Consider the following 22,347-nt stretch of genomic DNA (forward strand, 5'->3'; position numbering starts at 1 on the left):
GACCTCGTGCGTCCGCCCAGGGCCGCGGAGCGGAACACGGACCCCACCCGTGATGCGGCGACGGGATCCGGCCCCGTGGCCCATCATGGATTCCGGGTGCGCTGGTCAGCGACCCGGAATGACGCATTTGGCCGTGCCGGATCCGCCTCAGGCGCGGTTCGAGACGAGCTTCAGGTCGGGCTTGGCCCGGGTGGCGAGCACGGCGGCGGCCTTGCGCTCCAGTTCGCCGTCGCGGAACGGCTTCTGGGCGATGCGATCCTCGCCGACATGGCCGAGCCGGGCGAGTTCGGTCACGTCGGCGTAGCCCGTCACGAACAGGACCGGAACGGTGGGCCAGCGCCGCTGCATCTCCGCCGCGGCCTCCGCGCCGTTCATGCCGGGCATGGCGAAATCCATCACGACGAGATCGACGTGGGAATCCTCGGCGAGCCCCTGCAGGGCGGCGAGCCCGGAGCCGGCCTCGCGGATCTCGTAGCCGGCCTCGGCGAGCTTGGTCGCGGTGATCTCGCGGACCGCGCGGTCGTCGTCCACGACGAGGAGGATCGGCCGGTCGTCGGGCTGGCGGATCTCGGCCCCGTCGAGCGCCGGCCGCGCGGGGGCGGTGCCCTCGGCCGCGGTGCCGACACGGGGCAGGTAGACCCGCACGGTGGTCCCCTCCCCGACCCGGGTATCGATGCGCACGCCCCCGCCCGATTGCTTGGCGAAGCCGTAGACCTGGGCGAGGCCGAGGCCGGAGCCCTTGCCGACCTCCTTGGTGGTGAAGAACGGTTCGAACACCCGCGCCAGGATCTCCGGCGTCATGCCGGTGCCGGTGTCGCTGACGGCGACCATGACGTAGTCGCCCGCGGCGGGCTCCTCCGGCCGGGTCGGGGCCGCGACCTTCACGTTGGCGGTCTCGATCGTCAGCCGACCGCCGACCGCCATGGCGTCGCGGGCGTTGATGGCGAGGTTGAGGATGACGAGCTCGATCTGCGTCGCGTCCACCAGCGCCGGCCACAGGTTCGGCTGAAGCGTCGTCTCGATCCGCACGGCGCCGCCGATCGAGCTCTCGAGGAGGTCGCGCATGGAGGCGACGGTGTCGTTGAGCTGGACCGGCGTCGGCTCGAGCCGCTGCCGCCGCGAGAAGGCGAGCAATTGGCTCGTCAACCGCGCGCCGCGCTCGGCGGCCTCCTGCATCGTGGTCAAGCGGCGCTTCTGCCGCTCCTCGGTCCCGCCCTGCTTCAGGAACTCGAGATTGCCGAGGATCACGGTGAGCAGGTTGTTGAAGTCGTGGGCGACGCCGCTGGTGAGCTGGCCCACCGCCTCCAGGCGCTGGGCCTGCCGCAGGGCCACCTCGACGCGCTCGCGCTCGACGATCTGGCGGCGCAGCTCGGCATTGGCCTCGGCGAGTTCGCGGGTGCGCGCCTCGACCCGCCGCTCCAGGCTGCCGGCCAGCTCCCGCAAGGCGGCTTCGGCAGCGCGGCGCTCGGAATGCGCATGCGCCTCGGAGAGCGCCCTTACGATGACCCGCGGCAGCCGGTCGAGCCGCTGCTTGGTGACGTAGTCGGTCGCGCCGTGCTTGAGCGCCTCGACGGCGACCTCCTCGCCGAGCGTGCCGGAGACGAACACGAACGGCGTCTCGGGGCAGGCCTCGCAGGCGATCTCGAGGGCCGTCATGCCATCGAAGGTCGGCAGGTTGTAATCGGCCAGGATCAGGTCGTGCCGGCCGGGCAGGGCCGCCGCGGCGAAGGCCTCGCGCGTGACGACGCGTTCGATGCGATGGGGCAGGCCCGCATCGTCGAGGACCGCCTCAAGCAGCTCCGAATCGAGGTCGCTGTCTTCCAGGAGGAGGACGCGCAGGGGATCGGGAAGTCTGTCGGCGTCGGTCATGCGTTCGAGGGCCAGTCCGCCCGGTGCGGCGGCGGCTCGTTCAGCACCGCCCAGAACACACCGAGATCCTGGATCGCCTCGAAGAACGCCTTGAAGCCGACGGGCTTCACCACGAAGGCGTTCACCCCGAGCTGGTAGGAGCGCACGAGATCGGCCTCCTCCCGCGAGGAGGTCAGCATGACGATCGGGATGGAGCGGGTCTGGGGGTCGCCCTTGACGGCGGCCAGCACTTCGAGGCCGTCGACCTTCGGCAGCTTCAGGTCGAGCAAGACGACGGCCGGATCGCGCACGTCGCGCCCCTCGAAGGCGCCGCGGCGATAGAGGTAGTCCAGCGCCTCCGCCCCGTCGCGGCAGATGACGATCTCGTTGGCGAGTTGGCTCTGTTCGAGCGCCGCCAGCGTGAGTTCGACGTCGTTGGGACTGTCCTCGACGAGGAGGATCGGTTTGAGGTCGGCCATGGGTGTTATCTGGGGCCTTGTGCCGGAAGCGTGAAGTAGAAGGTCGCGCCGCGCCCGAGCACGCCCTCGGCCCAGGTCCGGCCGCCGTGGCGCTCGATGATCCGGCGCACGTTCGCCAGCCCGATGCCGGTGCCCTCGAACTCCTCGGCCCGGTGGAGGCGCTGGAACACGCCGAACAGCTTGCCGACATAGGCCATGTCGAACCCGACGCCGTTGTCGCGCACGAAGAACACGGCCTCGCCGTCCCGGTCGGGCTCGCGCCCAACCTCGATCATCGCCTCGGGCTTGCCGCGGGTGTACTTCACCGCGTTCGACAGCAGGTTCTCCACGGCGAGCCGCAGCATCACCGGGTCGGCGTGGACACGGCCGAGCGAGCTGACCTGCCACCGCACCTGCCGGTCGGGCTCGAGGTCGCGCAGCACCTTGCGGCGCACCTCCTCGACCAGGACGTTCATGTCGCCGGTCACGCGGTTGAGGGCGTTGCGGCCCATCTGCGAGAAGGTGAGGAGGTTGTCGACCAGCGTGCCGGCGGAATGCGCCGCCTCGATGATGGTCTCGACGTAGCGGCGCCCGTTCTCGGAGAGCCGCTCGCCCTCCCGGGTCCGCAGCAGCTCGGAATAGCCGACGATGTGGCGGAACGGCGCGCGCAGGTCGTGGCTGACCGAGTAGGAGAAGGCCTCGAGTTCCTTGTTGGACCGCTGGAGTTCCTCGCTTAAGGACGCCATCTCCTCGGCCCGGCGCAGCACGATGCCGAGGACCGAGGCGCGCAGGTCGCGGGCCGCCTCGACCTGGGGCAGCGTCCATGGAGCGGAGCGGCCCTGAAGCGTCTCCTTCCAGATCTCGAAGGATTTGCGCGGATGAAGCCGCTCGGGCCCGCCCGCCGGATCGGCCGTGGCGGCCTTGTGCGGGTCGCCGCCCCAGCGCACCGTCCGCACCACCTCCGGCCTGAACCAGATCACGTAATGCGCGTATTTCTGCGAGATCGAGATGGCGAGCACGCCGCTCGCGCTCGCGGCGAAGGCCGCCGCCGGCGGGTAGACCTCGCCGAGCGCGTCGGTCTCGAACACCTCCTCGCCGGCGTGACGGGCCGACAGCCACGCGTACAGGCCGCGGACCTCGTCGGCGCTCGGCGTGACACCGATGAGGCGGCATTGCTCGCGCCCGACCAGCGCGGCACCCGTGGCCTGGACGAGGGCCAGCGTGTCGTCGGGCTGGTTCAGCAGGCCGTCGAGGAAGGACTCCTCCCGCGCCATGTGGGCCAGCAGCCGGCCGCGGATCGTGCCGAGGGCGACCCGCTCCTCCGCCAGCACGCCGCGCTCCTTGGCGGCGAGCTGGAGCGCGAACACCCGGGAGAGGAAGTCGCAGGCGTTGCGGGCCTGCAGCGGCACCCGCCGCGGGGTCTGGTTGTGGCAGGAGACCAGACCCCAGAGCGCCCCGTCGACGAGGATCGAGACGGACATGGAGGCCATGGTCCCCATGTTGCGCATGTACTCGACATGGACCGGCGAGACGCTGCGCAGGATCGAGTGGCTGAGATCGAGCGGGCGTCCGCTCGACGGGGTCCGCTCCGGCACGACCGGCACGGGGGCGTAGCCGGCATCCGGGATGATCCGCAGGCGGTTGCGACGGTAGAGCTCGCGGGCCTGGACCGGGATGTCGGAGGCGGGAAAGCGCAGGTCGAGATAGGAGGGCAGCACGCCGTTGCCGTCCTCCGCCACGACCGTGCCGTGCCAATCCCGGTCGAACCGGTAGACGAGGGCGCGGTCGAACCCGGTGACGTGGCGGATGTCGGCGGCGAGCAGGCTGCACAGCACCTCCACCGTCGTCGCCGCATGGAGTCCGTCGACGAAGGCGTTGAGGCGCGGAGCCAGGGCGTCGAGGCCGCCTGTGGCCTCACCCTCGGTCTCCTCCAGCTCGGCGACGATCAGCTCGCCGGAGCGGTGGGCGGCGAGGTCGTAGCGACGGGACCCGTCGCGGGTGTCCAGGGTGAGGGTGCGCAGGTAGATCGCCCCTTCCCGGGGAAGGGCCGCGCGGTACTCCGCGAGTGCCGCGGCGATCTCGGGAAAGTTCGCCGCGAGCGGCTGGCCCCGCAGGGCCGCGCCGGACCGGTCCGGGCCGTCGGGGACGTTGGCGCTCGCCTGCACCACCCGCAGATCGTCCCCCTCCGCGGCCAGCAGGAAGCCGTGCGGCTGGAGGGTTCCCAGGATGTGGATCGGCTCGCGGTCGCAGGCAGTCAGGTCCACCCGGGCCTGCGCGGACGTCTCGGCGGTCAAAACGAGCCTGTCTCCCGGCGATCGGTCTCGGAGGACGACCATAGAGGCCGTGGCCCGCCGAAGCGACCCGGCCCATCCGGGAAATGCACCGGGACCGCTCACCGATGCGCGAGGTTTGACACGCGCACCGCCACGCGCCCCGGCCGGAGGACGGGCCCGGTGGAGGGGCCGGCGCCCCTCTCATGCCGGCCCCGGGGCGGGGCCCGGCGCCCGGGTCAGCGGTCGGCCCGCTCGCCCGCCAGGGTCAGTTCGACGTAGCGCCGGGTCGTGGGATCGATGAGATCGCGCACGCGCTGGGCCATCGCCTCTTCCTCCTGGAGCGACTGGCGGAAACCCGACAGGCTCGCCCCCTGGCCGGCGGCATCGCCGATGGCCAGCAGCGACTGGTAGGCCGCGATCTCGAAATTCTCGAAGGCGTGGTTGGCGTAGGTGTTCTTCAGGATCTCGTCCTGGGCCGGGGTGTGGCCCAGCGCCATCATGTTCCCGACGAAGCCCAGGAACCCTTCCTTGAGGGTCGAGGGCGCATCGCCCAGGGACTGCAGGACCTCCTCCAGGCGATCCCGCTGGCCGTGGGTCTCCTGGATGTGGCGGCGCAGGGCGTCCTCCATCTCGGGATAGTTCTTCAGCCGCTCGACCTGCCGCTCCATGATCTGCAGAGCCTGCATCTCGAGGGCGTGGGTGTTCTTGAGGGCCGTGACGTAGAGGTCGCGCGCGTCGCTCGCCATGACGTTCTCCGAATGTCGTTGCAAAGCCCCGTGGGGCGGGAGGATCCGGCGCCGCGGCCGGACCCGGGGGGCCTCAGCCCATCTGCTGCGTCTCGGCGCCGCTGTCGGGCCGGGCCGGGCCCAGCACCGGCTCCTCGCCCATCGGCGCGTTCTGGAAGACGGAGAACGTGCCCTTCCCGTCCAGCGAGGGGCCCTGGGTCCAGCGGCCCTCCGGAGGCGGCGCACCGTCGCGCGCGGTCGCGAAGAAGCTGTAGCTGAATCTCTGGTTCTCCGCGGATGGTGGGAGGCTGTTCGGGATCGGCAGCGCGCCTTCCGCGCCGCCCAGTTCCTCGATCACCGCGAGCCATTGCTGCTGGTGCATCGTGTCGCGGGCGATGAGAAAGGACCACATGTCCTTCATGCCCGGATCGTTGGTGGCGTTCGACAGCCGCACCGCCAGCGTCCGCCCGGTCGCCTCGGCGGCGACGTTGCAATACATGTCCGCGGCGAGATTTCCGCTCGCATAGATGTGGTTCATGTCGAACGGGACGCCGTCGGCATTGCCCGGGAAGGCGGCAAGACCCGACGAGAGCAGGTGCTTGTGCAGCATGCCCTCGGCGATGTGGCGCGGGTTCTCGCCGCCCATCACGGCGCCGACCAGCGCGTCGGCGGCTCCCGCTTCCTGAACGCTGGTCGGCGCGTTTTCCAGGTTCATCGCCACCGCGGTGGCGAGCATCTCGATATGCCCGATCTCCTCCGTCGCGGTGTGCAGAAGCATGTCGCGATACCGGGTATGGGGCGCGCGATTGCCCCAGGCCTGGAAGAAGTACTGCATGCAGACGCGAATCTCGCCCTCGACGCCGCCGATCGCCTGCTGCAGCATGCGGGCGTAGATCGGGTCGGGGCGATCGACCTTCACGGGATATTGGAGGCGCTTGTCGAAAGAATACATCGGCACAGTCTCGCAGCTGAACGGCCCGGAAGACGCAGCCAACCCGGCCGAAAGCCGGGCGGCTGGCTCCGTCAATGCGAGGGAAATCGCTGGACGCGGCGATTGTTCAGAAGGAAATGCTCGCGAATGCGCACGAGAACATATGTTGTTCTATGCCGGAGCCGGCATTAACCCAGGCTAAAGAAACGTGACCTTTGCGCGACCTTGGCTTGACTGTACCTCAGGAGGATCAGGCGGCCCGGCTCCGGAGGGTCTCGAACAGGTCCAGGATGCGCAGGGCGGGAACCGGGCGGCTGAACAGGTAGCCCTGCGCCTCGTCGCAGCCTTCGAGGCGGACCTGCTCCAGTTGGGCCTCGGTCTCGATGCCCTCGGCCGTGACGGTCATGCCGAGGCTGCGGCCGAGGCCAGCCACTGAGCGGACGATGAGGCGGGAATTGCCGGTCACGTCGAGGTTGCGCACGAAGGACTGGTCGATCTTGATCTTGTCGAAGGGGAAGCTCTGCAGGTAGCTCAAGCTCGAATAGCCGGTGCCGAAATCGTCCATCGAGATGCGCACGCCGAGCCGCTTGAGGGCGTGAAGGGTGGCCAGCGTCGCGACGCTGTCGGTGAGCAGGACCGATTCGGTGATCTCCAGCTCGAGGCGGTGCGCCGGCAGCCCGCTCTCGGTGAGCGCCTCCATGACGGCACGCACCACCGCCGCGTTGCGGAACTGGGCCGCGGAGACGTTGACCGCGACGCCGACATTGCCCGGCCAGCCGGCGGCGTCGCGACAGGCTTGGCGCAGCACCCAGGCCCCGATCTCGCCGATGGCGCCGGTCTCCTCGGCGATCGGGATGAACTCGGCCGGCGAGACGAGGCCGCGCTCGGGATGGCGCCAGCGCAGGAGCGCCTCGCAGCAGGACACGCGCTGATGCGCGAGGCTGACGATCGGCTGGAAGTGAAGCTCGAACTCGCCGTGGACGACGGCCTGTTTGAGGTCGTGTTCCAGGGCGCGGCGGCGGCGCAGCTCCAGGTCCATCTCCTCGTCGAAGAACGCCCAGCCGCCCCGTCCGCCCGCCTTGGCGCGGTAGAGGGCGAGATCGGCGCTCTTGAGGAGCTTTTCCGGATGCGACCCGTGCTCGGGCGCGAGCGAGATGCCGATGCTGATGCCGACGGTGACGATGTGGCCGTCGACGAGGAAGGGGTGCTGGAACGTCGCGATCAGCCGCCGGGCCAGGGCGACCGCGTCGTCCCGCAGCCGCGAGCCCGACTGCACGATGGCGAATTCGTCGCCGCCGAGCCGGGCGACGAGGTCGGTTTCGCGCAGGCAGCCCTGGAGCCGCTCGGCCACCGCCCGCAGGAGGCCGTCGCCGACCGGATGGCCGAAGGTGTCGTTGACCTCCTTGAAGCGGTCGAGGTCGAGGCACAGGATCGCGAAGCCGGCGCCCTCGGCGAGGCGGGCGGTGGCCTCCTCCAGGCGCTCGCCGAACACCATGCGGTTGGCGAGTCCCGTCAGCGCGTCGCGGCGCGCCATGGTGATGATCTGCGCCTCGGCCTCGAACCGCTGGGTCACGTCCTCGTAGGTCGCGATCCAGCCGCCCTCGGCGGTCGATTGCTGGCGCACCGAGACGATGAAGTCCGAGCGGATCGAGCGGCACAGGGCTCCGCCGACCCCCGTGCGCAGGAGATGCTCCTGCTCGAGCAGCAGGTCGAGGGCGCGGGCGTCCTCGCAGGCCGAGCCCACCGCGACCGCCCCGGCCACGGCGCGCAGGCTCATGCCGGTCCGCAGGGCGTTGGCGTCGAGGCCGAACATGTCGCAGAAGCGCCGGTTGTAGACGAGCAGGCCGCCCTCGGCGTCGTAGAGGCACAGGCCCTGGAGCATGTTGCTCAGGGCCGCGTCGAGCTGGAGGTTGCTGCGCTTGAGCTGATCCTCCTGCTCCTTGAGACGGGACATGTCGGAGCACACGGCTACGAACCCGCCGTCGCGGGTGGGGCTCCGGCTGATGCGCAGCCACCGGCCATCCGCCGCCCGCGTCTCCGCGCTGGCGGTGCCGCCCGCCGGCATGGCGAGCAGCGCGTCGGCGACCGCCGTGCCGGCCAGTTCGCCGAGGGAGCGGGCCCCGACCGCGGCCGGATCGAGACCGAGCAGCGCCGCCGCACGGGCATTGGCCATCACGAGGCGACCGCCCGCATCGGCGACGACGATGCCCTCGTTCGAGCCCTGCACCGCGTCGGCGAGCAATCCCTGGGCGGAGCGGCGCTGCGCGACCTCCTCCTGCATCATCGCCCGGATGTTGTCGCGCATCCCGTCCATCGCCCGCAGGAGCGCGCCGAACTCGTCGGCGCCGCCCTCCGGCACCGGGACCGTCAGCTCGCCCGCGGCGATGCGGGCGGCGGCGCGGGAGGCCTCGGCCACCGGCCGCACGATCTGGCGCGACAGCAGCAGCGCCACGATGCCCGAGAGGAGAATGGCGAAGACGGTCGCGGCGATGCTGAGGCGCACGTCGCGGGCCACCATGGCGCGGGCCGCCTGCCGGTAGGAGAAGCCGTCGCCGGCCGTGAAGTTGATGAACAGGTCGAGATGCTGCTCGGCGGTCGCCGCGTGGGCGTCGAGGGCCTGCCAGACATCGGCCGTCTGCGGCCCGGTGCCGAATTCGCGCCGCGCCGCCAGCCAGTGGCTCACGGCCTCCTTGGCCTGGGTCGCCTCGGCGGCGGCCCGGGCGGACTGGGCACGCTCGGCGGCGATGCCGATATCCTCCTCGAAGGATTGCGCGAGGGTGTCGATGCGGGTCTCCAGAGCCTGGCGCTCCTCCGCGTCGCCCGCGAGCCGCGCCCGGGCGACGGCGGCCTGGATCATCGCGAGGTCGGTCGCGGCGGCGCGGGCGTAATTGATCGACATCAGCGACCGGTCGTAGGTCTTGTCGACGAGGTTGCCGGTGCTCACGACGCCGAGCGCCGCATATCCGCCGAGCAGCGCGGTGATCCCGCTCAGCATCAGAAACGCGAGGAGGATCCGTCCACGAATGGTCCGACCGCCGCGCAGGCAGGCCTCGAAGGCCGCGGGCCAGGGAAGAAAGGCGCGCTTCGGGAGACGTGAAGCAGTCATGGGACCATCGGATACTCCGCACGAGGACGCTGGCGGAAAAACGTTAAGGTACTCTGCACTGTCTCCGGCGGCGGGACTTGCCGGATCGTCCCCCTTCGTCTCCCCCTTCGTCCGCCGTTAAGGCGACGGCAACCGGCTGAATGTCAGGTTATCCGTCGGGTGAGCGCCGAGGGCGCCCCCGTGTTCGGGGAATTGCGAATGTCAGTCGTGAGCGCGAGGCGGTGGCCGCAGTTCCTCTGCGTCGCCGGATTCGCCGTCGCCTCGGCCGGAGCGGCGCTCGCCCTGACCGGCAGCCCGGCGCTCACCCGGGTCACCCAGAAGGGACGCGCCTTCGCGCCCGGCGCGGTGAGCCTGCAGGCGGGAGAGCGGATCGAGATCGTCAACGACGACGGCGAACTCGTCCACCATGCCTATCTCGAACATCCCGATTTCGGCTTCGACATCGGCGAGCAGAGCCCGGGCAGCAAGAGCGTGGTGGCCTTCCCGAAGAAGGGCACCTTCACCGTGCTCTGCGGCATCCATCCAAAAATGAAGCTTCTGGTGGCGGTGAAATGATCGGTCCCCCGCGACCGTTCATCATTTGCAAAGTCTAGCAGCTTACGGTTCCGGATCGAAGAGGTTCGGATGGCGACGAGAATCGCGGGCGCGGCGATCGCCCTGATCGCAATTGTGGGATGCAGTTGGGCCGTCGGGATGACAGAGCCCGACCGCACGGCCCAGCTCGCCCCGTTCCGGCGCGCCGACGCGATCCCCTTCCCGGAGACCAATCCCTACAGCCGCGCCAAGGCCGAACTCGGCCGGTCCCTGTTCTTCGATCCGGTCCTGTCGCGGGACGGGACCCGGACCTGCGGGACCTGCCATCTGCCCTCCAACGACTGGACCGACGACCGGCCGCGGGCCCCGCGCAACGACGGCGCCGCGATGGCGACCCGCACGCCGACCCTGCTCGACGTGGCCTGGTCCGAGCGCAGCCTCGGTTGGGACGGGCAGTTCCGCGATCTCGAATCCGTCGCCTTCGGACCGATCACGGCGGCGGCCAACATGAACATGACGGAGGCGCTCCTGATCGAGCGCCTGAGCGCGGTGCCATCCTATGTCAGCGCCTTCCGCGCGGCGTTTCCGGAGGCGGCCGACGAGGCTCGGCCGATCACGCGGCTGCGCATCGAGCAGGCGCTCGCCACCTTCCAGCGCCTCATCGTCGCCGGCCCCGCCCCCTTCGATCGCTGGGTTTCCGGCGAGACGGGCGCGGTGAGCGCGGCGGCCCGGCGCGGCTTCGACCTCTTCACCGGCCGGGCCCATTGCGAGGCCTGCCATTCCGGGCCGAGCTTCACCGACGGCTCGTTCCACGACATCGGCACCGCCCAGGGCGAGGAGATCGGCCGCGGGCGCTTCTTCCCGACCTCGACGGCCCTGCGCCACGCCTTCAAGACGCCGACCCTGCGCAATGTGGCGCGGCGCCCGCCCTACATGCATGACGGGTCGGTCACCACCCTGGCCGCGGTGATCGATCTCTACGACCGCGGGGGCATCGACCGGCCGAGCCGGTCCCGCGACATCCGCCCGCTGAACCTGACGCCGGGGGAGAAGGCCGACCTGATCGCCTTCCTGGAAAGCCTGACCGATGCCGGGGCGGACGGCCCGGCCTACCAACCCCTTCCGGACCATCCCCCCACGCCCTGACCGGGGGCCCTGAACAGGACGACGCTCCCCGGATCCTAGGATCCGGGGAGCGCTCCGCTGGCCGCACAGGAACGGTCAGATCGTCGGTACGGTGGCGAGCGCCGCGGCGGCTCCGTAGAGGTCGCCGTAGAGCAGGCTGTGGGCGAGGTAGTAGACCCCGAGGAACGTCATCAGCGCGCTGGCATAGTAGACGGGCGCCAGCACGACGTCCCGGCGGGTGGCGGGGGCCCGGGCATCGTCGGCGGCGATGGCGATCAGCACCGCGATGATGCCCGAGTGGCCGATCGCGTCGACCTTGCCGAATTCGAAGATCGCCGAGATGAAGACCGCCGCCAGGATGATGGCCGAGGCGCGGCGCACCAGCGGCGTCCAGATCAGGGCGAAGGCCAGGGTAAACTCGATGACGCCCGCGGCCTGCATGAACAGCTCGGGCGTCGCGCCCATCGTCATGCTGGGCTTGGCGGCGAGCAGCGGGTCGGTCCAGTGGGGATAGGCCCATTTCTCGACCGAGGCCCACATCAGCGTGACGGCGGCGGTGACCCGCACCACATCGATCGGACGGTAGCCGAACAGGGTGCGGTCGAGCCCGGTGAGGGCGAGATAGGCGGCGACTCCGAGGAAGACCGGGTAATCGGCCAGGTGGAAGGCGCCGTAATGCCACACCGCGAAGCCGAACAGGAAGACGATGCCGAGCGCCGTGAGCGGCAGGGTGCGCTTCCAGATGAGGCCGCCGGCCATGGCGAGCTGGAGCCACGGGATCCAGGCCGCGTCGGTCTTGAGTTCCGGCGTCAGGATGATGCCGCCGAGGTTCCACACCGAGATCAGGAAGAAGCCGACCACAACGCGGACGATCAGGCTGGTGTCCTGGCGCAGGCGCGCCGTCACCCGGTCGAGGCTGTTCAGCAGCGCGGTGCCGAGGGGCGTGCCCTCGGCGAGGCAGCCGAACATCAGGCACAGGATCGCCAGGCCGGTCAGCCATTCGAAATCCGTACACAGGACCTGTTCCAGGCCCCGGGGCTGACCGGCCACGTCGAAGGCGCAGAACCATTTGACATGGGCGCTCGCCGCCCCCGTCCCGAGAAGGAGAAAACCAGCCGCGCTCGCAAGCACAGCGGGAGATCGCACCCAAATGTTGGACACGTTGGTCATGGTGCCGCCGGATCGGAAGGAAGAGCCGTAGTTCGAAGAAAACTTAACAAAACCCGACCCATGTCGCTAAGGCTTTGTTGACGGATATTACCTGTTGGTTAACGAAGACCGCAAGCTGTGGGTGCAGGCGGGCGCGCCGCGCTCCCTCGCTTTCCTTGCACTGCAGCATTGCCGTCCGGTCATCCTCCTGTGGAAAGCGGGGGCTGTGGGGAGGCCCCCGAGGGACGTCCCGGCGTTAGGAGCTTCGAAGGGCCTGTGGGTGACGGTGGGGACGACGCCCCATCGGTCCGAGGGGCCCGCTTCGTCGTATGCTCCCGGAGAACGGATGACCGCCCTCACCAGCCTCGTCTGCCTGACCGGCGGCGCCGCCCTCGCGGCGAACGCCGCCCGTTTTCCGACTTGGACCGCCCGGATGGAGACCGCAGGCGGCCTCGCCTTGGTCGTCGGGCTGGCGATGATTGGGGTCGGGCTGAACGGCCACGCCTGAGGCCAGGGAGGTGGAGGCCCGCAAATCTCCTCGATCCGCCGCGCGCGAGGGACCACCGGACCCGGCATCGGAAGCTGGGCAAGGGATCGTCAGCGGGCTTTGGGCACGGCCAGACAGCGGACGTTCGCAACTCGGCCGTTTGGAGCTTCCGGTCGAATGGACGCCACACGTCGGATTGAAGGTCATCGATCGAGCCATTCGCCACCACAGGGTTGGTGAAGGGCGAGAGCCGGGACACGGCTTGGTTTTCGATCCTCGGCCCTGACTGGCCCCGGCTCTCAACCGGGTTGACCGCCTGGCTCGCGCCCTCGAACGTCGACGAGGCCGGGCCGCAGCGCCGACGGCGGGACGAGGTCAGGGCCTGACGATGATGGACCACGCCATGGCCACCACGGCGTCGAAGCGGAGGGCGTTTCGCAGCCTCCACGAAAGCGGCTTCTTCCTCCTGCCCAATGCCTGGGATGGCGGCAGCGCGGTGCGGCTTGCCAAGCTCGGCTTCAAGGCCATCGCCTCGACGAGTGCGGGTGCGGCCTGGGCCGCCGGCCAGGAGGATGGGGACCTCGGCCTGGAGGCCATCCTCGACCACCTGAGGATGCTGGTGGCCAGCACCGATCTGCCGGTCAACGCGGATTTCGAGAACGGCTTCGCCGACCGTCCGGAGGATGTGGCACGGAACGTCGCGCTCGCGGTCGACACGGGTGTCGCCGCCCTGTCGATCCAGGATTGGTCCGGAACCGCGATATACGCGACGGAGCACGCCGTCGAACGGATCGCTGCCGCGCGCCGTGCCATCGACGCCATCGATCCGGCCGTGATGCTCGTCGGTCGCAACGAGAACTTCCGTGTCCCCGACATGTCGGTCGGTGCCAACATCGCCCGCGCCGTCGCCTATGCGGAGGCCGGCGCCGACTGCCTGTTCGTGCCCTTCCTCCGCGATCACGGGGCCGTCGCGGAACTCGTCGCGGCGGTGGCCCCGAAGCCGGTCAACGTCGTCGTGCACCAGTACGACGCGGGCATCCGGGCGTTCGCCGAATGCGGGGTCCGTCGGTGCAGCGTGGGGGGAAGCCTCGCTCGCAAGACCTGGGCGGCGTTCGATACCGCGGCGCAGAGTTTGAGGCGCTACGAATTGGGCGATGGCCCCTGAAGGTCGCGAAGGGAAAGGTTTTTGGGCCCATCGACCCCATCGCGGAACACGGGACGGCCGGAGCCGGAGCGTCTGTCAGGCGAGGGGTCCCATCATTCACGGGTCTTGGTGCGCAAGGGCATGAACGCCGTGTGGTGGGTGCCCTGACCGGGAGCACTCGGCCTCCCGTGCCCTTCGTCCGTCGGAAGCGGACCGGTGGAAGTGAGGAGCGCGCGGCGTCCGGGAGAGCCGTCGAGCCAACGCCCGTCTCAGGCAAGCCCGCGCGGCGTTTGAGCGAAGCCCAAATCCGCCATCCCGAAGGGATCAACCGGATTTGGTATGACGTCCTGTGTCGAGGCCGGGCGACAAGTCGCGATCGATAGGGCGAGCCGGACCCGGGCTTCCCACCCCTTCAGACGAAACGAGGCACTCGCCGCTCGAAAGCGGTGGGTGCCTCGAAATTTCATCCCCTTAGGCCGCGACCGATCGCTCGCCGCCTCGGCCCCGCATCCGCCGGCCATGGGCCGGCGAGGCTGGGTCAGTTCTGCGTGGCCGGCTTCGTGACGTTGGCCGCACCCTTCTGGATGCCGTGCAGGAAGTCGACCGCGGCGATGAGCTGCTTGTCCTTGGCCGGGTCCGGCGGGATGTAGGCCGAGGAACCGCCGCGCTCCTCGGTGTCCTTCTGCTTCAGGTGACCCTTCAGGCCGGCCTCGCCCTTGGTCTCGTCCTTGCCCTTCAGCTCGTCCGGGACCTCCTGCAGCACCTCCTGATCCGGCTCGATGCCCTTGGCCTGGATCGAGCGGCCCGACGGCGTGTAGTAGCGCGCGGTGGTCAGCCGCAGCGCGCCCTGGCCGCCGAGCGGGATAATCGACTGGACCGAGCCCTTGCCGAAGGAGCGCGTGCCCATGATGGTCGCGCGCTTGTGATCCTGGAGGGCGCCGGCCACGATCTCGGAGGCCGAGGCCGCGCCGCCGTTCACCAGCACCACGATCGGCTTGCCCTTGGCGAGATCGCCCGCCTTGGCCGAGAAGCGCTGGGTCTCGTCGGGGTTGCGTCCGCGGGTCGAGACGATCTCGCCCCGGTCGAGGAAGGCGTCGGACACCATCACGGCCTGATCGAGCAGGCCGCCCGGGTTGTTGCGCATGTCGAGGACGAAGCCCTTGAGCTTGTCGGGGCCGATCTCGGTCTGGAGCTTGTCGATGGCGGTCTTCAGGCCCTCGAAGGTCTGCTCGTTGAACTGGGTCAGGCGCACGTAGCCGACATCGCCGCCCTCGACCTTGGAGCGCACCGGACGGATCTTGATGACGTCGCGGGTGAGCGAGACGTCGATCGGGTCCTTGGCCTCCTTGCGGGTGATCTTGAGGCGCACCGCGGAGTTCACCGGGCCACGCATCTTGTCGACGGCCTGGTTCAGGGTGAGGCCCTGCACCTGCTCGTCGTCGATCTGGGTGATGATGTCGTTGGCGAGCAAGCCCGCCTTGGAGGCCGGGGTGTCGTCGATGGGCGAGACGACCTTGATCAGGCCATCCTCCATCGTGACCTCGATGCCGAGCCCGCCGAACTCGCCCTTCGTCTGGGTCTGCATGTCACGGAAGGCCTTGCCGTCCATGTAGCTCGAATGCGGGTCGAGGGAGGTCAGCATGCCGTTGACCGCCGACTCGATCAGCTTCGATTCCTCGGGCTTCTCGACGTAGTCGGTGCGCACCTTTTCGAACACGTCACCGAAGAGGCTGAGCTGGCGATAGGTCTCGGCGGAGGCCGCGATGGCGCTCGTACCGGAGAGGAGTTGGGTCTGGGTCGACAAGGCCGAGGCGCCGATGCCGAGGGCCGCGCCGAGCAACACGAGGGACACTTTGCGCATTATCCGCGAACCTTCTCGCTGGAACTTCTCGCCCACCACGGCTCCGGATCGATGGAGCCGCCGTCTTTCCTGAACTCGACGTACAGGACGGGATCGTTCCGATCATCGTCCCTCTGTGACGCACTGGCCTGCGACACGCCACCGGAGCTGCCACCCTCGCCCATAGCAGCCACCGGCTCGCCCGCCAGTACGAACTGGCCGACCTCGACGTTGATCTGGTCCATGCCCGCCAACAAGAGATAGTAGCCGTCGCCCGCATTGATGATCAAGAGACGGCCGTAGGAGCGGAAGGGTCCGGCGAACGAAACCCAGCCATCGGCCGGAGAGGAAACGATCGCCCGCGACCGGGTCCGCAGCGAGATGCCGCGGGTGGTGCCCCCCTGGCCGTCGGGCTGGCCGAAGCCGCGGGTCAGCGTTCCGCTGACGGGCCGGGGCAGGTCGCCCCGGGCTTCGGCGAACTTCACCTTCGGGGCGAGACGGGCCGGATCGCGGGCGCCGGCGGCGGCGAACTTCTCCTGGATCACGCGGGCCTCGCGCTCCTGGGCGGCCCGGGCCTCGTCCTCGGCGCGGCGGACGGCGGACACCTCGCCCTCCATCCGGTCGACGAGATCCTTCAGGCTTTTCGCCTGGGTGCCGAGTTCGGCGCTCCGCTGGCGCTCGGTGGTGAGGTCGGTCTCGATCTGCGCCTGCCGGGTGCGGCGGGCCGCGATCAGGCCGTCGAGGCGCTGGCGCTCGGTGGCCCAACCGGACAGGTCCTTGCGCAGGGCCTCGCGGTCGGCGGCGATGAGGCCCCGGACGCGGACCAGCTCGCTGAGATCGCCCGCCAGGGTCTCGGCCTCGCCGCGCAGCTCCGGCACCACAGCGCCGAGGAGCATGGAGGTGCGGATCGCCGCGAGGACGTCCTCGGGCCGCACCAGCACCGCTGGCGGCGGGCGCCGGCCCATGCGCTGGAGCGCGGCCAGGATCTCGGCGATGACGGCGCGGCGCGCCTCCAGGGACTTGCGGATCGCCCCGTCGCTCTCGGTCAGCGCCTTCAGTCGCTCCTCCAGCCGGTTCAGGCGGTCCTCGGTGGCCTGGGCCTGTCGGCCGGCATCGAGCAGGGCGGCGCTGAGCTTGGTCCGGTCCGAGCCGATCGCCGCGATCTCGGCCTCCAGCGCCTTGCGGCTGCCCGCACTCGCCGCGAGCGCCTCCTCGATCTGACGCAGGTTCTGGGCGCGGCGGTCGCGCTCCTCCTGCGCCTGCCGCAGGGCCTCGGCGCTGCCGGCGCCCTGGCCGGCCCCTTGGCCAGCCCCCTGGCCGGATTCCTGCGCGAGGGCGGCCGGTCCTGCGGCGGCGAGGCACGCGAGGATGGCCAGGATGCGCGCCGGCCGTGTGGGGATCGTCACGCGGGGCCTCATGAATCCGGATCGCCCCGGTGATAGGGGTGACCCGCCAGGATGGTCAGCACCCGATAGGCCTGCTCCAGGACGAGCACGCGCACCAGGCCGTGCGGCAATGTCGCGGCTCCGAAGGCGAGAATGTGGTCGGCCCGGCCGCGCACGCGCTCGTGAAGGCCGTCGGCCCCGCCGATCGCGAGGACGAGGGCGGGGCGGCCGTCATCCCGCCACGCCCCCACCCGGGCCGCGAGGCGCTCGCTCGGCCAGTCGGAACGCCCGCGCTCGTCGCAGGCGAGCAGGGCCGCTTCCGCCGGCACGAGGGCGAGGATCGCCTCCGCCTCCTCGGCGACCCGGTCGGCGGAGCGCCGGGCGCGGGATTCCGGGATCTCCGTCAGGTCGCAGGCCGACACGCCGAGGCCCCGCCCCAGCGCGGCGGCGCGCTCCCGGTAGCGGGCGGCGAGCTCCCGCTCCGGCCCGTTCTTCAGGCGGCCGACGGCGACGACGAGGAGACGCACGGGGTGAGGGCCGGTCCGGATGTTTCGGGGCGCGACCGATAGCACGATCGCCCGCCGCCTTCCTCCCCTCGCCGCGTGCCTGTGAGAAGCCTCCCCGTCGGCGGGGAGGTCGGTTCGGGCGTCGAGAGTGCCTGGCAAAACACCGGATCGCCGCCGGTTTCCCCGGCAGGCGCCAGGGAGCCGCGGGGGTCTTGCACGAGTCATGAGGGTGGGTGACGAGGCCTCGGCTCCGGGTTCCCCCCGATCCGGCGTGGGCGGGGCCGGATGCGGTGCTGGACAGGCCGAGAAAAGGGTATATACCCGCACTATGGCCGCAGACCCGCCCTGCCTGTGCTCGACGCTGCGCCGCGCGACCCGTGCGCTCACCGCGACCTACGATGCGGCCCTGCGGCCGGCGGGTCTGCGGGTCACGCAATTCTCGATCCTGCGCATGCTCGAGCGCCTGGGCCCCATGCCGGTGACGCGCCTCGCGACGGAAGCCGTGCTCGATCGCTCCACCATGGGCCGCAACCTCGATCCGCTGGAGCGGCGCGGGTTCGTGCGGCTCACGGTCAATGCCGCCGACCAGCGCGAGCGCGTCGCCAGTCTCACCGAGGCGGGTCGGGACGCCCTCGTCGCGGCGGTGCCGCTGTGGCGGGAGGCCCAGGCGCGGATCGAGGCAGCTCTGCCCTCCACCGTCGTCGCCGACATCACCGGCCGCCTCGCCACCCTCGACCGTCCCTGACAGGAGCCTTCCATGCCGTTCGTGCGTATCGACCTGCCCCGAGGCCAGTCGCCGGATGACCGCCGCGCTGTCGGCGACATCGTCTACGAAGCGATGCGGGCGACCCTCAACGTGCCGGAGAACGACCGCTTCCAGGTCATCGCCGAGCACGGGCCGGACGGCCTCATCATCGATCCGACCTATCTCGGCATCGAACGGAGCGCCGAGGCCATCGCGATCCAGGTGACGCTGAACGCCGGGCGCAGCGTCGCGTTGAAGACTGCCTTCTACCGGGCGGTCGCCGACGGGCTCCACGCGCGGCTGGGCCTGCGCCGGGAGGACGTGTTCATCAGCCTCGTCGAAGTGCCCAAGGAGAACTGGTCCTTCGGCAACGGCGACGCGCAATACGCCTGAGCACCCGCTCTCCCCCACCGACCGAAAGCGGGCTCATGCTCTCCCCCACGCCCCCCGCGCCCGCGCGCCTGCATTACGGCTGGATCGTCGCGGGCGTGACCTTCCTGATCCTCCTGATCGGCGCGGGCGTGCGGGCGACGCCGGGCATCCTGATCGTGCCCTGGGAGCGGGAATTCGGCTGGAGCACCGCGACAATCAGCTTCGCCATCGCGGTCAACATCTTCCTCTACGGCATGATCGGCCCCTTCGCGGTGGCGATCATCGAGCGGTTCGGCCTGCGCCGCTCGGTCTGCGTCACGCTCGTGGTGGTGTCGGCCGGCACCGCCGCGACCACGCTGATGCGCGAGGTCTGGCAGATGGTGCTGCTCTGGGGCGTCGTGGTCGGCGCCGGCACCGGCATGGTGGCCAACGTGCTCGGCGCCACCATCGCCTCGCGCTGGTTCGTGCGCCATCGCGGCCTCGTGGTCGGCCTGCTCACCGCGAGCGCCGCCACGGGCCAGCTCGTGTTCCTGCCGCTGCTGGCGAGCCTCGTCGTCGGCCAGGGGTGGCGTGCGGTGTCGATCACCGTGGCCCTCGCGGCGCTCGCCCTGGTGCCTCTGGTGGCGTGGCTGATGCGCGACCACCCGTCCGATCTCGGCCTGGCGCGGGTCGGCGAGGACCGGGTGGCGCCGACGCCGCAATCGGGCATCAACCCGGCTCGGCGCGCTCTCCAGGGCCTCGCCATGGGGCTGCGCTCCCGCGACTTCTGGCTCCTGTCCGGAACCTTCTTCATCTGCGGCGCCTCCACCAACGGGCTCGTCGGCACCCACCTGATCCCGGCCTGCGTCGATCACGGCATCCCCGAGGTCGCCGCGGCGAGCATGCTCGCACTGATGGGGCTGTGCGACCTCCTCGGCACCACGGCCTCGGGCTGGCTCACCGACCGCTACGACCCGCGCCGGCTGCTGGCGTGGTATTACGGCCTGCGCGGGCTCTCGCTGATGTTCCTGCCCGCCGCCTTCGACCACTCCGTCTACGGGCTGTCGCTGTTCGCGGTCTTCTACGGACTCGACTGGATCGCCACCGTCCCGCCGACCGTGAGCCTCGCCGGCAAGGCGTTCGGGGAGGAGAATGCGGCGCTCATGTTCGGCTGGATCGCCGCCGCCCACCAGATCGGCGCCGCCTCCGCCGCCTGGGCGGCCGGCACGATGCGCACCAACACGGGCGATTACCATTCGGCGTTTCTCGCCGCCGGTTTCCTGTGCCTCGCCGCGACGATGATGGCCCTCTTCATCGGGTCGCGGCCACCGGAGGCTGCGCCCGCGACCGCGTGAGCCGGTCGCCGATCCCCCTCGGGGCCCTCGCGCCTGCGCCGAGGCCTGCCGGACTGGGAATGCGGAGACGGTCGCTCGGCAACCGCCCGTCGGACCGGCGCGGCGCCGCGCCTCGCGGAACCGTGACGCCCTTGTGCCGGCCGCACGGCCTTCCGGGGCCGGACCTGCGCTGTCCGAACGGCCCGGCCGTTCTACCTGCGAGCCTCGCCCGCCGGCACCGGCACCGGTCCCGCGGGGACCGTAGGGAAGGACACGGATGAGCCTCCACCACAGCGCGCAGGCCACCGTGCCGGCGGCGCCGACCCGCCTCGACCGCAAGGCGGTCGGCGCCGTCGTCCTCGGCAACGCCCTCGAATTCTACGACTTCACGATCTACGCCTTCTTCGCCAAGGCGATCGGCGACACCTTCTTTCCCGGCGGCAGCCCCACCGACAGCCTGCTCGCCTCCCTCGCCCTGTTCGGCATCGGCTACGTGATGCGCCCCGTCGGCGGCGTGGTGATCGGCGCCTTCGCCGACCGGGCCGGGCGCAAGCCGGCCATGCTGCTGACCATCGGCCTGATGGCGCTCGGCATGCTGATGCTGGCGGCCTGCCCCGGCACCGCCGTGCTCGGCGGCTGGGCCCAGGGCATCGTCATCGCCGGGCGCCTGATCCAGGGGCTGGCGCTCGGCGGCGAGGTCGGCCCCTCGACCGCCTACCTCATCGAGGCCGCCCCGCCGGAAAGACGCGGCTTCGTGGCGAGCTGGCAGATCGCGAGCCAGGGCTGCGCCGCCCTGTTCGCGGGCCTCGTTGCCACCGGCCTCACGCTCGGCCTGGGGGACGCCGCGATGGCGGAATGGGGCTGGCGCCTGATGTTCGGCCTCGGCCTGCTCGTGGTGCCGGTCGGCCTCGTGATCCGCAGCCACCTGCCCGAGACGGCCGGTGCCGATCACGATCCGCAAGCGGCCGCCTCCACCGGCGCGGTGGTGGTCCGGCTCCTGCGCGAGCACGGACGCCTGCTCGGGCTCGCCTTCCTGGTCTTCGCCGCCTCCACCGTCTCCAACGCCATCGGCACCAACATGCCGGTCTATGCGGGCGCGACCCTCGGCCTATCGGAGACCGCGGCCAATGCCGTGCCGATCGCGCTGGGCCTCGCCTCGGTCGCCTTCCCGCTGCTCGGGGGATGGCTCGCCGACCGCTGGGGCCGGCGCCCGGTCCTGATCTGGCCCCGCGCCCTGATCCTCGCGCTGGCGCTCCCGGCCTTCGCGTGGCTGCTGCGCGAGCCCGGAGCCCCGGCGGTCTATGCCGTCACCTTCCTGCTCTCAGCCCTGTCCTCGATCAACGCGGCAGCGATCATCGTCGCGATCCCCGAATCCCTGCCCCGGGCCGTGCGCTCGGCGGGACTGTCGATCGTTTACGCGGTGTCGGTCTCGGTGTTCGGCGGCAGCACGAACTACCTCGTGAATTGGCTGATCGCCGCGACCGGCGACCGGATGGTGCCGGCCTATTACCTCGCCGCCTTCAGCCTCGTCGGCACGATCGCGGCCTTCTTCCTGCCCGAGACGCGCGGGCGCGACCTGACGCGTCCATCGGAGCCGGCGTGAGCGATCGCGCAGCGGCCCGACGGGTCGAGAGCGCGGAATAGCCGACGATGCGGCCAGAGGCTCGAGAGGAACCCCGCGGATCCGAGATCTGGGACGATGCCCTACCGCAGGCCCGCCGGCCGATCGCCCGCGGCCCAGGCCAGCGCCTGCTCCAGGCGGTCGTTGCCCCAGAACAACTCGCCGTCCTCGGCGAGGAAGCTCGGCGCGCCGTAGATCCCCCGCGAGCGGGCCTCCTCGCCCGCCACCTTGAGGCGGCCCTTGTTGGCTTCCGAGGAAGCGGCCCGGTTGATCGCCGTGCCGTCGAGGCCGAGCCCGTCGAGGATCCGGGCGACCGCCGTCGGTTCGGCGACGGATTCGCCCCGGGCGTAGGCGGCCGTGAACACCGCCTTGGTGAAGGGGATGAGCCAGTCCTGATCGGCGCCGTAGGTGGCCGCGCGCGTCGCCGAGAGCGAGTTCTGTGGGAAGGGGTTCGGCCGGGTCACGGGCGGCAGGCCGAACCGGGCGGCCTCGCGGTCGACGTCGCGCCACATGTTGCGGCCCTTCACCGGGTAGAGGTTGAACGGCGAGTTGTTCCAGCCCTGGGTGGCGAAGATCGGCCCCAGCAGGAACGGGCGCCAGCGGATCTCGACCCCGCCGGCTTCCGCCAGGGCCTCGACGCGCATGGCCGCCAGATAGGAGTAGGTCGACGCGAACTCGTACCAGAACTCCAGGGTCGGCCGCCGCGTCATTCCCTACCCTTTCCGCGTCATGATGGTCGGCGTGTCGGTCATCGTCCCCCGCGGCCCGATCGACCGCAAGGCGCC

At 70.6% G+C, this 22,347-nt stretch carries 19 protein-coding genes; 8 read left to right on the forward strand and 11 right to left on the reverse strand.

Going from position 1 to position 22,347, the window contains the following annotated elements:
* Positions 1-147 precede the first annotated feature (147 nt).
* The 6 genes from LW587_RS11285 to LW587_RS11310 all read right to left on the reverse strand — a co-directional run bounded on the left by LW587_RS11285 (position 148) and on the right by LW587_RS11310 (position 9,341).
* Positions 148-1,869: a response regulator gene (locus LW587_RS11285; protein ID WP_232629691.1), complete on the reverse strand. Its 1,722-nt coding sequence runs from the start codon at positions 1,867-1,869 to the stop codon at positions 148-150.
* The gene (locus LW587_RS11290; protein ID WP_232629692.1) at positions 1,866-2,327 is read right to left on the reverse strand and encodes a response regulator; all 462 of its coding nucleotides are present in this window, start codon (positions 2,325-2,327) and stop codon (positions 1,866-1,868) included. The genes LW587_RS11285 and LW587_RS11290 overlap by 4 nt, the downstream gene beginning before the upstream one ends.
* 5 nt (positions 2,328-2,332) lie before the next feature.
* Positions 2,333-4,600, reverse strand: a complete 2,268-nt coding sequence (locus LW587_RS11295) for an ATP-binding protein (protein ID WP_232629693.1) — start codon at positions 4,598-4,600, stop codon at positions 2,333-2,335.
* Between the two features lie 215 nt (positions 4,601-4,815).
* The gene (locus LW587_RS11300) at positions 4,816-5,325 is read right to left on the reverse strand and encodes a ferritin-like domain-containing protein (protein ID WP_232629694.1); all 510 of its coding nucleotides are present in this window, start codon (positions 5,323-5,325) and stop codon (positions 4,816-4,818) included.
* Positions 5,326-5,398: 73 nt separating this feature from the next.
* On the reverse strand, positions 5,399-6,256 hold the full coding sequence (locus LW587_RS11305) for a manganese catalase family protein (RefSeq protein WP_232629695.1): 858 nt from the start codon (positions 6,254-6,256) through the stop codon (positions 5,399-5,401).
* Between the two features lie 229 nt (positions 6,257-6,485).
* A complete protein-coding gene (locus LW587_RS11310; protein ID WP_232629696.1) occupies positions 6,486-9,341 on the reverse strand; it encodes an EAL domain-containing protein in 2,856 nt (951 codons plus the stop codon).
* A gap of 207 nt (positions 9,342-9,548) precedes the next feature.
* On the opposite strand from LW587_RS11310, the gene LW587_RS11315 reads away from it, so the two are divergent.
* Positions 9,549-9,896, forward strand: a complete 348-nt coding sequence (locus tag LW587_RS11315; protein WP_232629697.1) for a hypothetical protein — start codon at positions 9,549-9,551, stop codon at positions 9,894-9,896.
* 69 nt (positions 9,897-9,965) lie between these two features.
* Positions 9,966-11,021, forward strand: a complete 1,056-nt coding sequence (locus tag LW587_RS11320; protein ID WP_232629698.1) for a cytochrome-c peroxidase — start codon at positions 9,966-9,968, stop codon at positions 11,019-11,021.
* A gap of 75 nt (positions 11,022-11,096) precedes the next feature.
* Here LW587_RS11320 and LW587_RS11325 read toward each other — a convergent pair whose 3' ends face one another.
* Positions 11,097-12,170, reverse strand: a complete 1,074-nt coding sequence (locus tag LW587_RS11325; protein ID WP_232629699.1) for a hypothetical protein — start codon at positions 12,168-12,170, stop codon at positions 11,097-11,099.
* Positions 12,171-12,495: 325 nt separating this feature from the next.
* On the opposite strand from LW587_RS11325, the gene LW587_RS11330 reads away from it, so the two are divergent.
* Together LW587_RS11330 and LW587_RS11335 are read left to right on the forward strand one after the other, a co-directional pair.
* Positions 12,496-12,657 carry a hypothetical protein gene (locus LW587_RS11330; protein WP_232629700.1) on the forward strand — a complete coding sequence of 54 codons (162 nt, stop codon included), beginning with the start codon at positions 12,496-12,498 and terminating at the stop codon, positions 12,655-12,657.
* A gap of 367 nt (positions 12,658-13,024) precedes the next feature.
* Entirely contained in the window at positions 13,025-13,801 is a 777-nt protein-coding gene (locus tag LW587_RS11335) for an isocitrate lyase/PEP mutase family protein (RefSeq protein WP_232629701.1), read from the forward strand.
* A 517-nt stretch (positions 13,802-14,318) separates the two neighbouring features.
* Here LW587_RS11335 and LW587_RS11340 read toward each other — a convergent pair.
* Genes LW587_RS11340 through rlmH form a run of 3 tightly spaced genes read right to left on the reverse strand, consistent with a single transcriptional unit; the run spans position 14,319 to position 17,532 of the window.
* Positions 14,319-15,641 (reverse strand): S41 family peptidase, encoded by a 1,323-nt coding sequence (locus LW587_RS11340; RefSeq protein ID WP_232629702.1) that lies wholly within the window; start codon positions 15,639-15,641, stop codon positions 14,319-14,321.
* Positions 15,641-17,038: a murein hydrolase activator EnvC family protein gene (locus tag LW587_RS11345; protein ID WP_232629703.1), complete on the reverse strand. Its 1,398-nt coding sequence runs from the start codon at positions 17,036-17,038 to the stop codon at positions 15,641-15,643. Before LW587_RS11345 ends, LW587_RS11340 begins: the two co-directional genes overlap by 1 nt.
* Positions 17,035-17,532 (reverse strand): 23S rRNA (pseudouridine(1915)-N(3))-methyltransferase RlmH, encoded by a 498-nt coding sequence (gene rlmH, locus LW587_RS11350; protein WP_232629704.1) that lies wholly within the window; start codon positions 17,530-17,532, stop codon positions 17,035-17,037. The genes LW587_RS11345 and rlmH overlap by 4 nt, the downstream gene beginning before the upstream one ends.
* 307 nt (positions 17,533-17,839) lie before the next feature.
* On the opposite strand from rlmH, the gene LW587_RS11355 reads away from it, so the two are divergent.
* The 4 genes from LW587_RS11355 to LW587_RS11370 all read left to right on the forward strand — a co-directional run bounded on the left by LW587_RS11355 (position 17,840) and on the right by LW587_RS11370 (position 21,544).
* A complete protein-coding gene (locus LW587_RS11355) occupies positions 17,840-18,256 on the forward strand; it encodes a MarR family winged helix-turn-helix transcriptional regulator (RefSeq protein WP_232629705.1) in 417 nt (138 codons plus the stop codon).
* 12 nt (positions 18,257-18,268) lie between these two features.
* On the forward strand, positions 18,269-18,649 hold the full coding sequence (locus LW587_RS11360) for a tautomerase family protein (RefSeq protein WP_232629706.1): 381 nt from the start codon (positions 18,269-18,271) through the stop codon (positions 18,647-18,649).
* 35 nt (positions 18,650-18,684) lie between these two features.
* Positions 18,685-19,962: an MFS transporter gene (locus tag LW587_RS11365; protein WP_232629707.1), complete on the forward strand. Its 1,278-nt coding sequence runs from the start codon at positions 18,685-18,687 to the stop codon at positions 19,960-19,962.
* A 256-nt stretch (positions 19,963-20,218) separates the two neighbouring features.
* Entirely contained in the window at positions 20,219-21,544 is a 1,326-nt protein-coding gene (locus tag LW587_RS11370; protein ID WP_232629708.1) for an MFS transporter, read from the forward strand.
* A 101-nt stretch (positions 21,545-21,645) separates the two neighbouring features.
* Here LW587_RS11370 and LW587_RS11375 read toward each other — a convergent pair whose 3' ends face one another.
* Positions 21,646-22,272 carry a 2-hydroxychromene-2-carboxylate isomerase gene (locus LW587_RS11375; RefSeq protein ID WP_232629709.1) on the reverse strand — a complete coding sequence of 209 codons (627 nt, stop codon included), beginning with the start codon at positions 22,270-22,272 and terminating at the stop codon, positions 21,646-21,648.
* Between the last annotated feature and the right edge of the window lie 75 nt (positions 22,273-22,347).

It is taken from the genome of Methylobacterium sp. Leaf118 (genome assembly GCF_920984675.1).
Classification (GTDB): Bacteria; Pseudomonadota; Alphaproteobacteria; order Rhizobiales; family Beijerinckiaceae; genus Methylobacterium.

What these genes read in the sequence shown, in the direction of transcription:
- LW587_RS11285 (WP_232629691.1), bottom strand. Translation starts at nt 1,869, where the DNA reads ATGACCGACGCCGACAGACTTCCCGATCCCCTGCGCGTCCTCCTCCTG.
- LW587_RS11290 (WP_232629692.1), bottom strand. Translation starts at nt 2,327, where the DNA reads ATGGCCGACCTCAAACCGATCCTCCTCGTCGAGGACAGTCCCAACGAC.
- LW587_RS11300 (WP_232629694.1), bottom strand. Translation starts at nt 5,325, where the DNA reads ATGGCGAGCGACGCGCGCGACCTCTACGTCACGGCCCTCAAGAACACC.
- LW587_RS11305 (WP_232629695.1), bottom strand. Translation starts at nt 6,256, where the DNA reads ATGTATTCTTTCGACAAGCGCCTCCAATATCCCGTGAAGGTCGATCGC.
- LW587_RS11310 (WP_232629696.1), bottom strand. Translation starts at nt 9,341, where the DNA reads ATGACTGCTTCACGTCTCCCGAAGCGCGCCTTTCTTCCCTGGCCCGCG.
- LW587_RS11320 (WP_232629698.1), top strand. Translation starts at nt 9,966, where the DNA reads ATGGCGACGAGAATCGCGGGCGCGGCGATCGCCCTGATCGCAATTGTG.
- LW587_RS11325 (WP_232629699.1), bottom strand. Translation starts at nt 12,170, where the DNA reads ATGACCAACGTGTCCAACATTTGGGTGCGATCTCCCGCTGTGCTTGCG.
- LW587_RS11330 (WP_232629700.1), top strand. Translation starts at nt 12,496, where the DNA reads ATGACCGCCCTCACCAGCCTCGTCTGCCTGACCGGCGGCGCCGCCCTC.
- LW587_RS11335 (WP_232629701.1), top strand. Translation starts at nt 13,025, where the DNA reads ATGATGGACCACGCCATGGCCACCACGGCGTCGAAGCGGAGGGCGTTT.
- LW587_RS11340 (WP_232629702.1), bottom strand. Translation starts at nt 15,641, where the DNA reads ATGCGCAAAGTGTCCCTCGTGTTGCTCGGCGCGGCCCTCGGCATCGGC.
- LW587_RS11345 (WP_232629703.1), bottom strand. Translation starts at nt 17,038, where the DNA reads ATGAGGCCCCGCGTGACGATCCCCACACGGCCGGCGCGCATCCTGGCC.
- LW587_RS11355 (WP_232629705.1), top strand. Translation starts at nt 17,840, where the DNA reads ATGGCCGCAGACCCGCCCTGCCTGTGCTCGACGCTGCGCCGCGCGACC.
- LW587_RS11360 (WP_232629706.1), top strand. Translation starts at nt 18,269, where the DNA reads ATGCCGTTCGTGCGTATCGACCTGCCCCGAGGCCAGTCGCCGGATGAC.
- LW587_RS11365 (WP_232629707.1), top strand. Translation starts at nt 18,685, where the DNA reads ATGCTCTCCCCCACGCCCCCCGCGCCCGCGCGCCTGCATTACGGCTGG.
- LW587_RS11370 (WP_232629708.1), top strand. Translation starts at nt 20,219, where the DNA reads ATGAGCCTCCACCACAGCGCGCAGGCCACCGTGCCGGCGGCGCCGACC.
- LW587_RS11375 (WP_232629709.1), bottom strand. Translation starts at nt 22,272, where the DNA reads ATGACGCGGCGGCCGACCCTGGAGTTCTGGTACGAGTTCGCGTCGACC.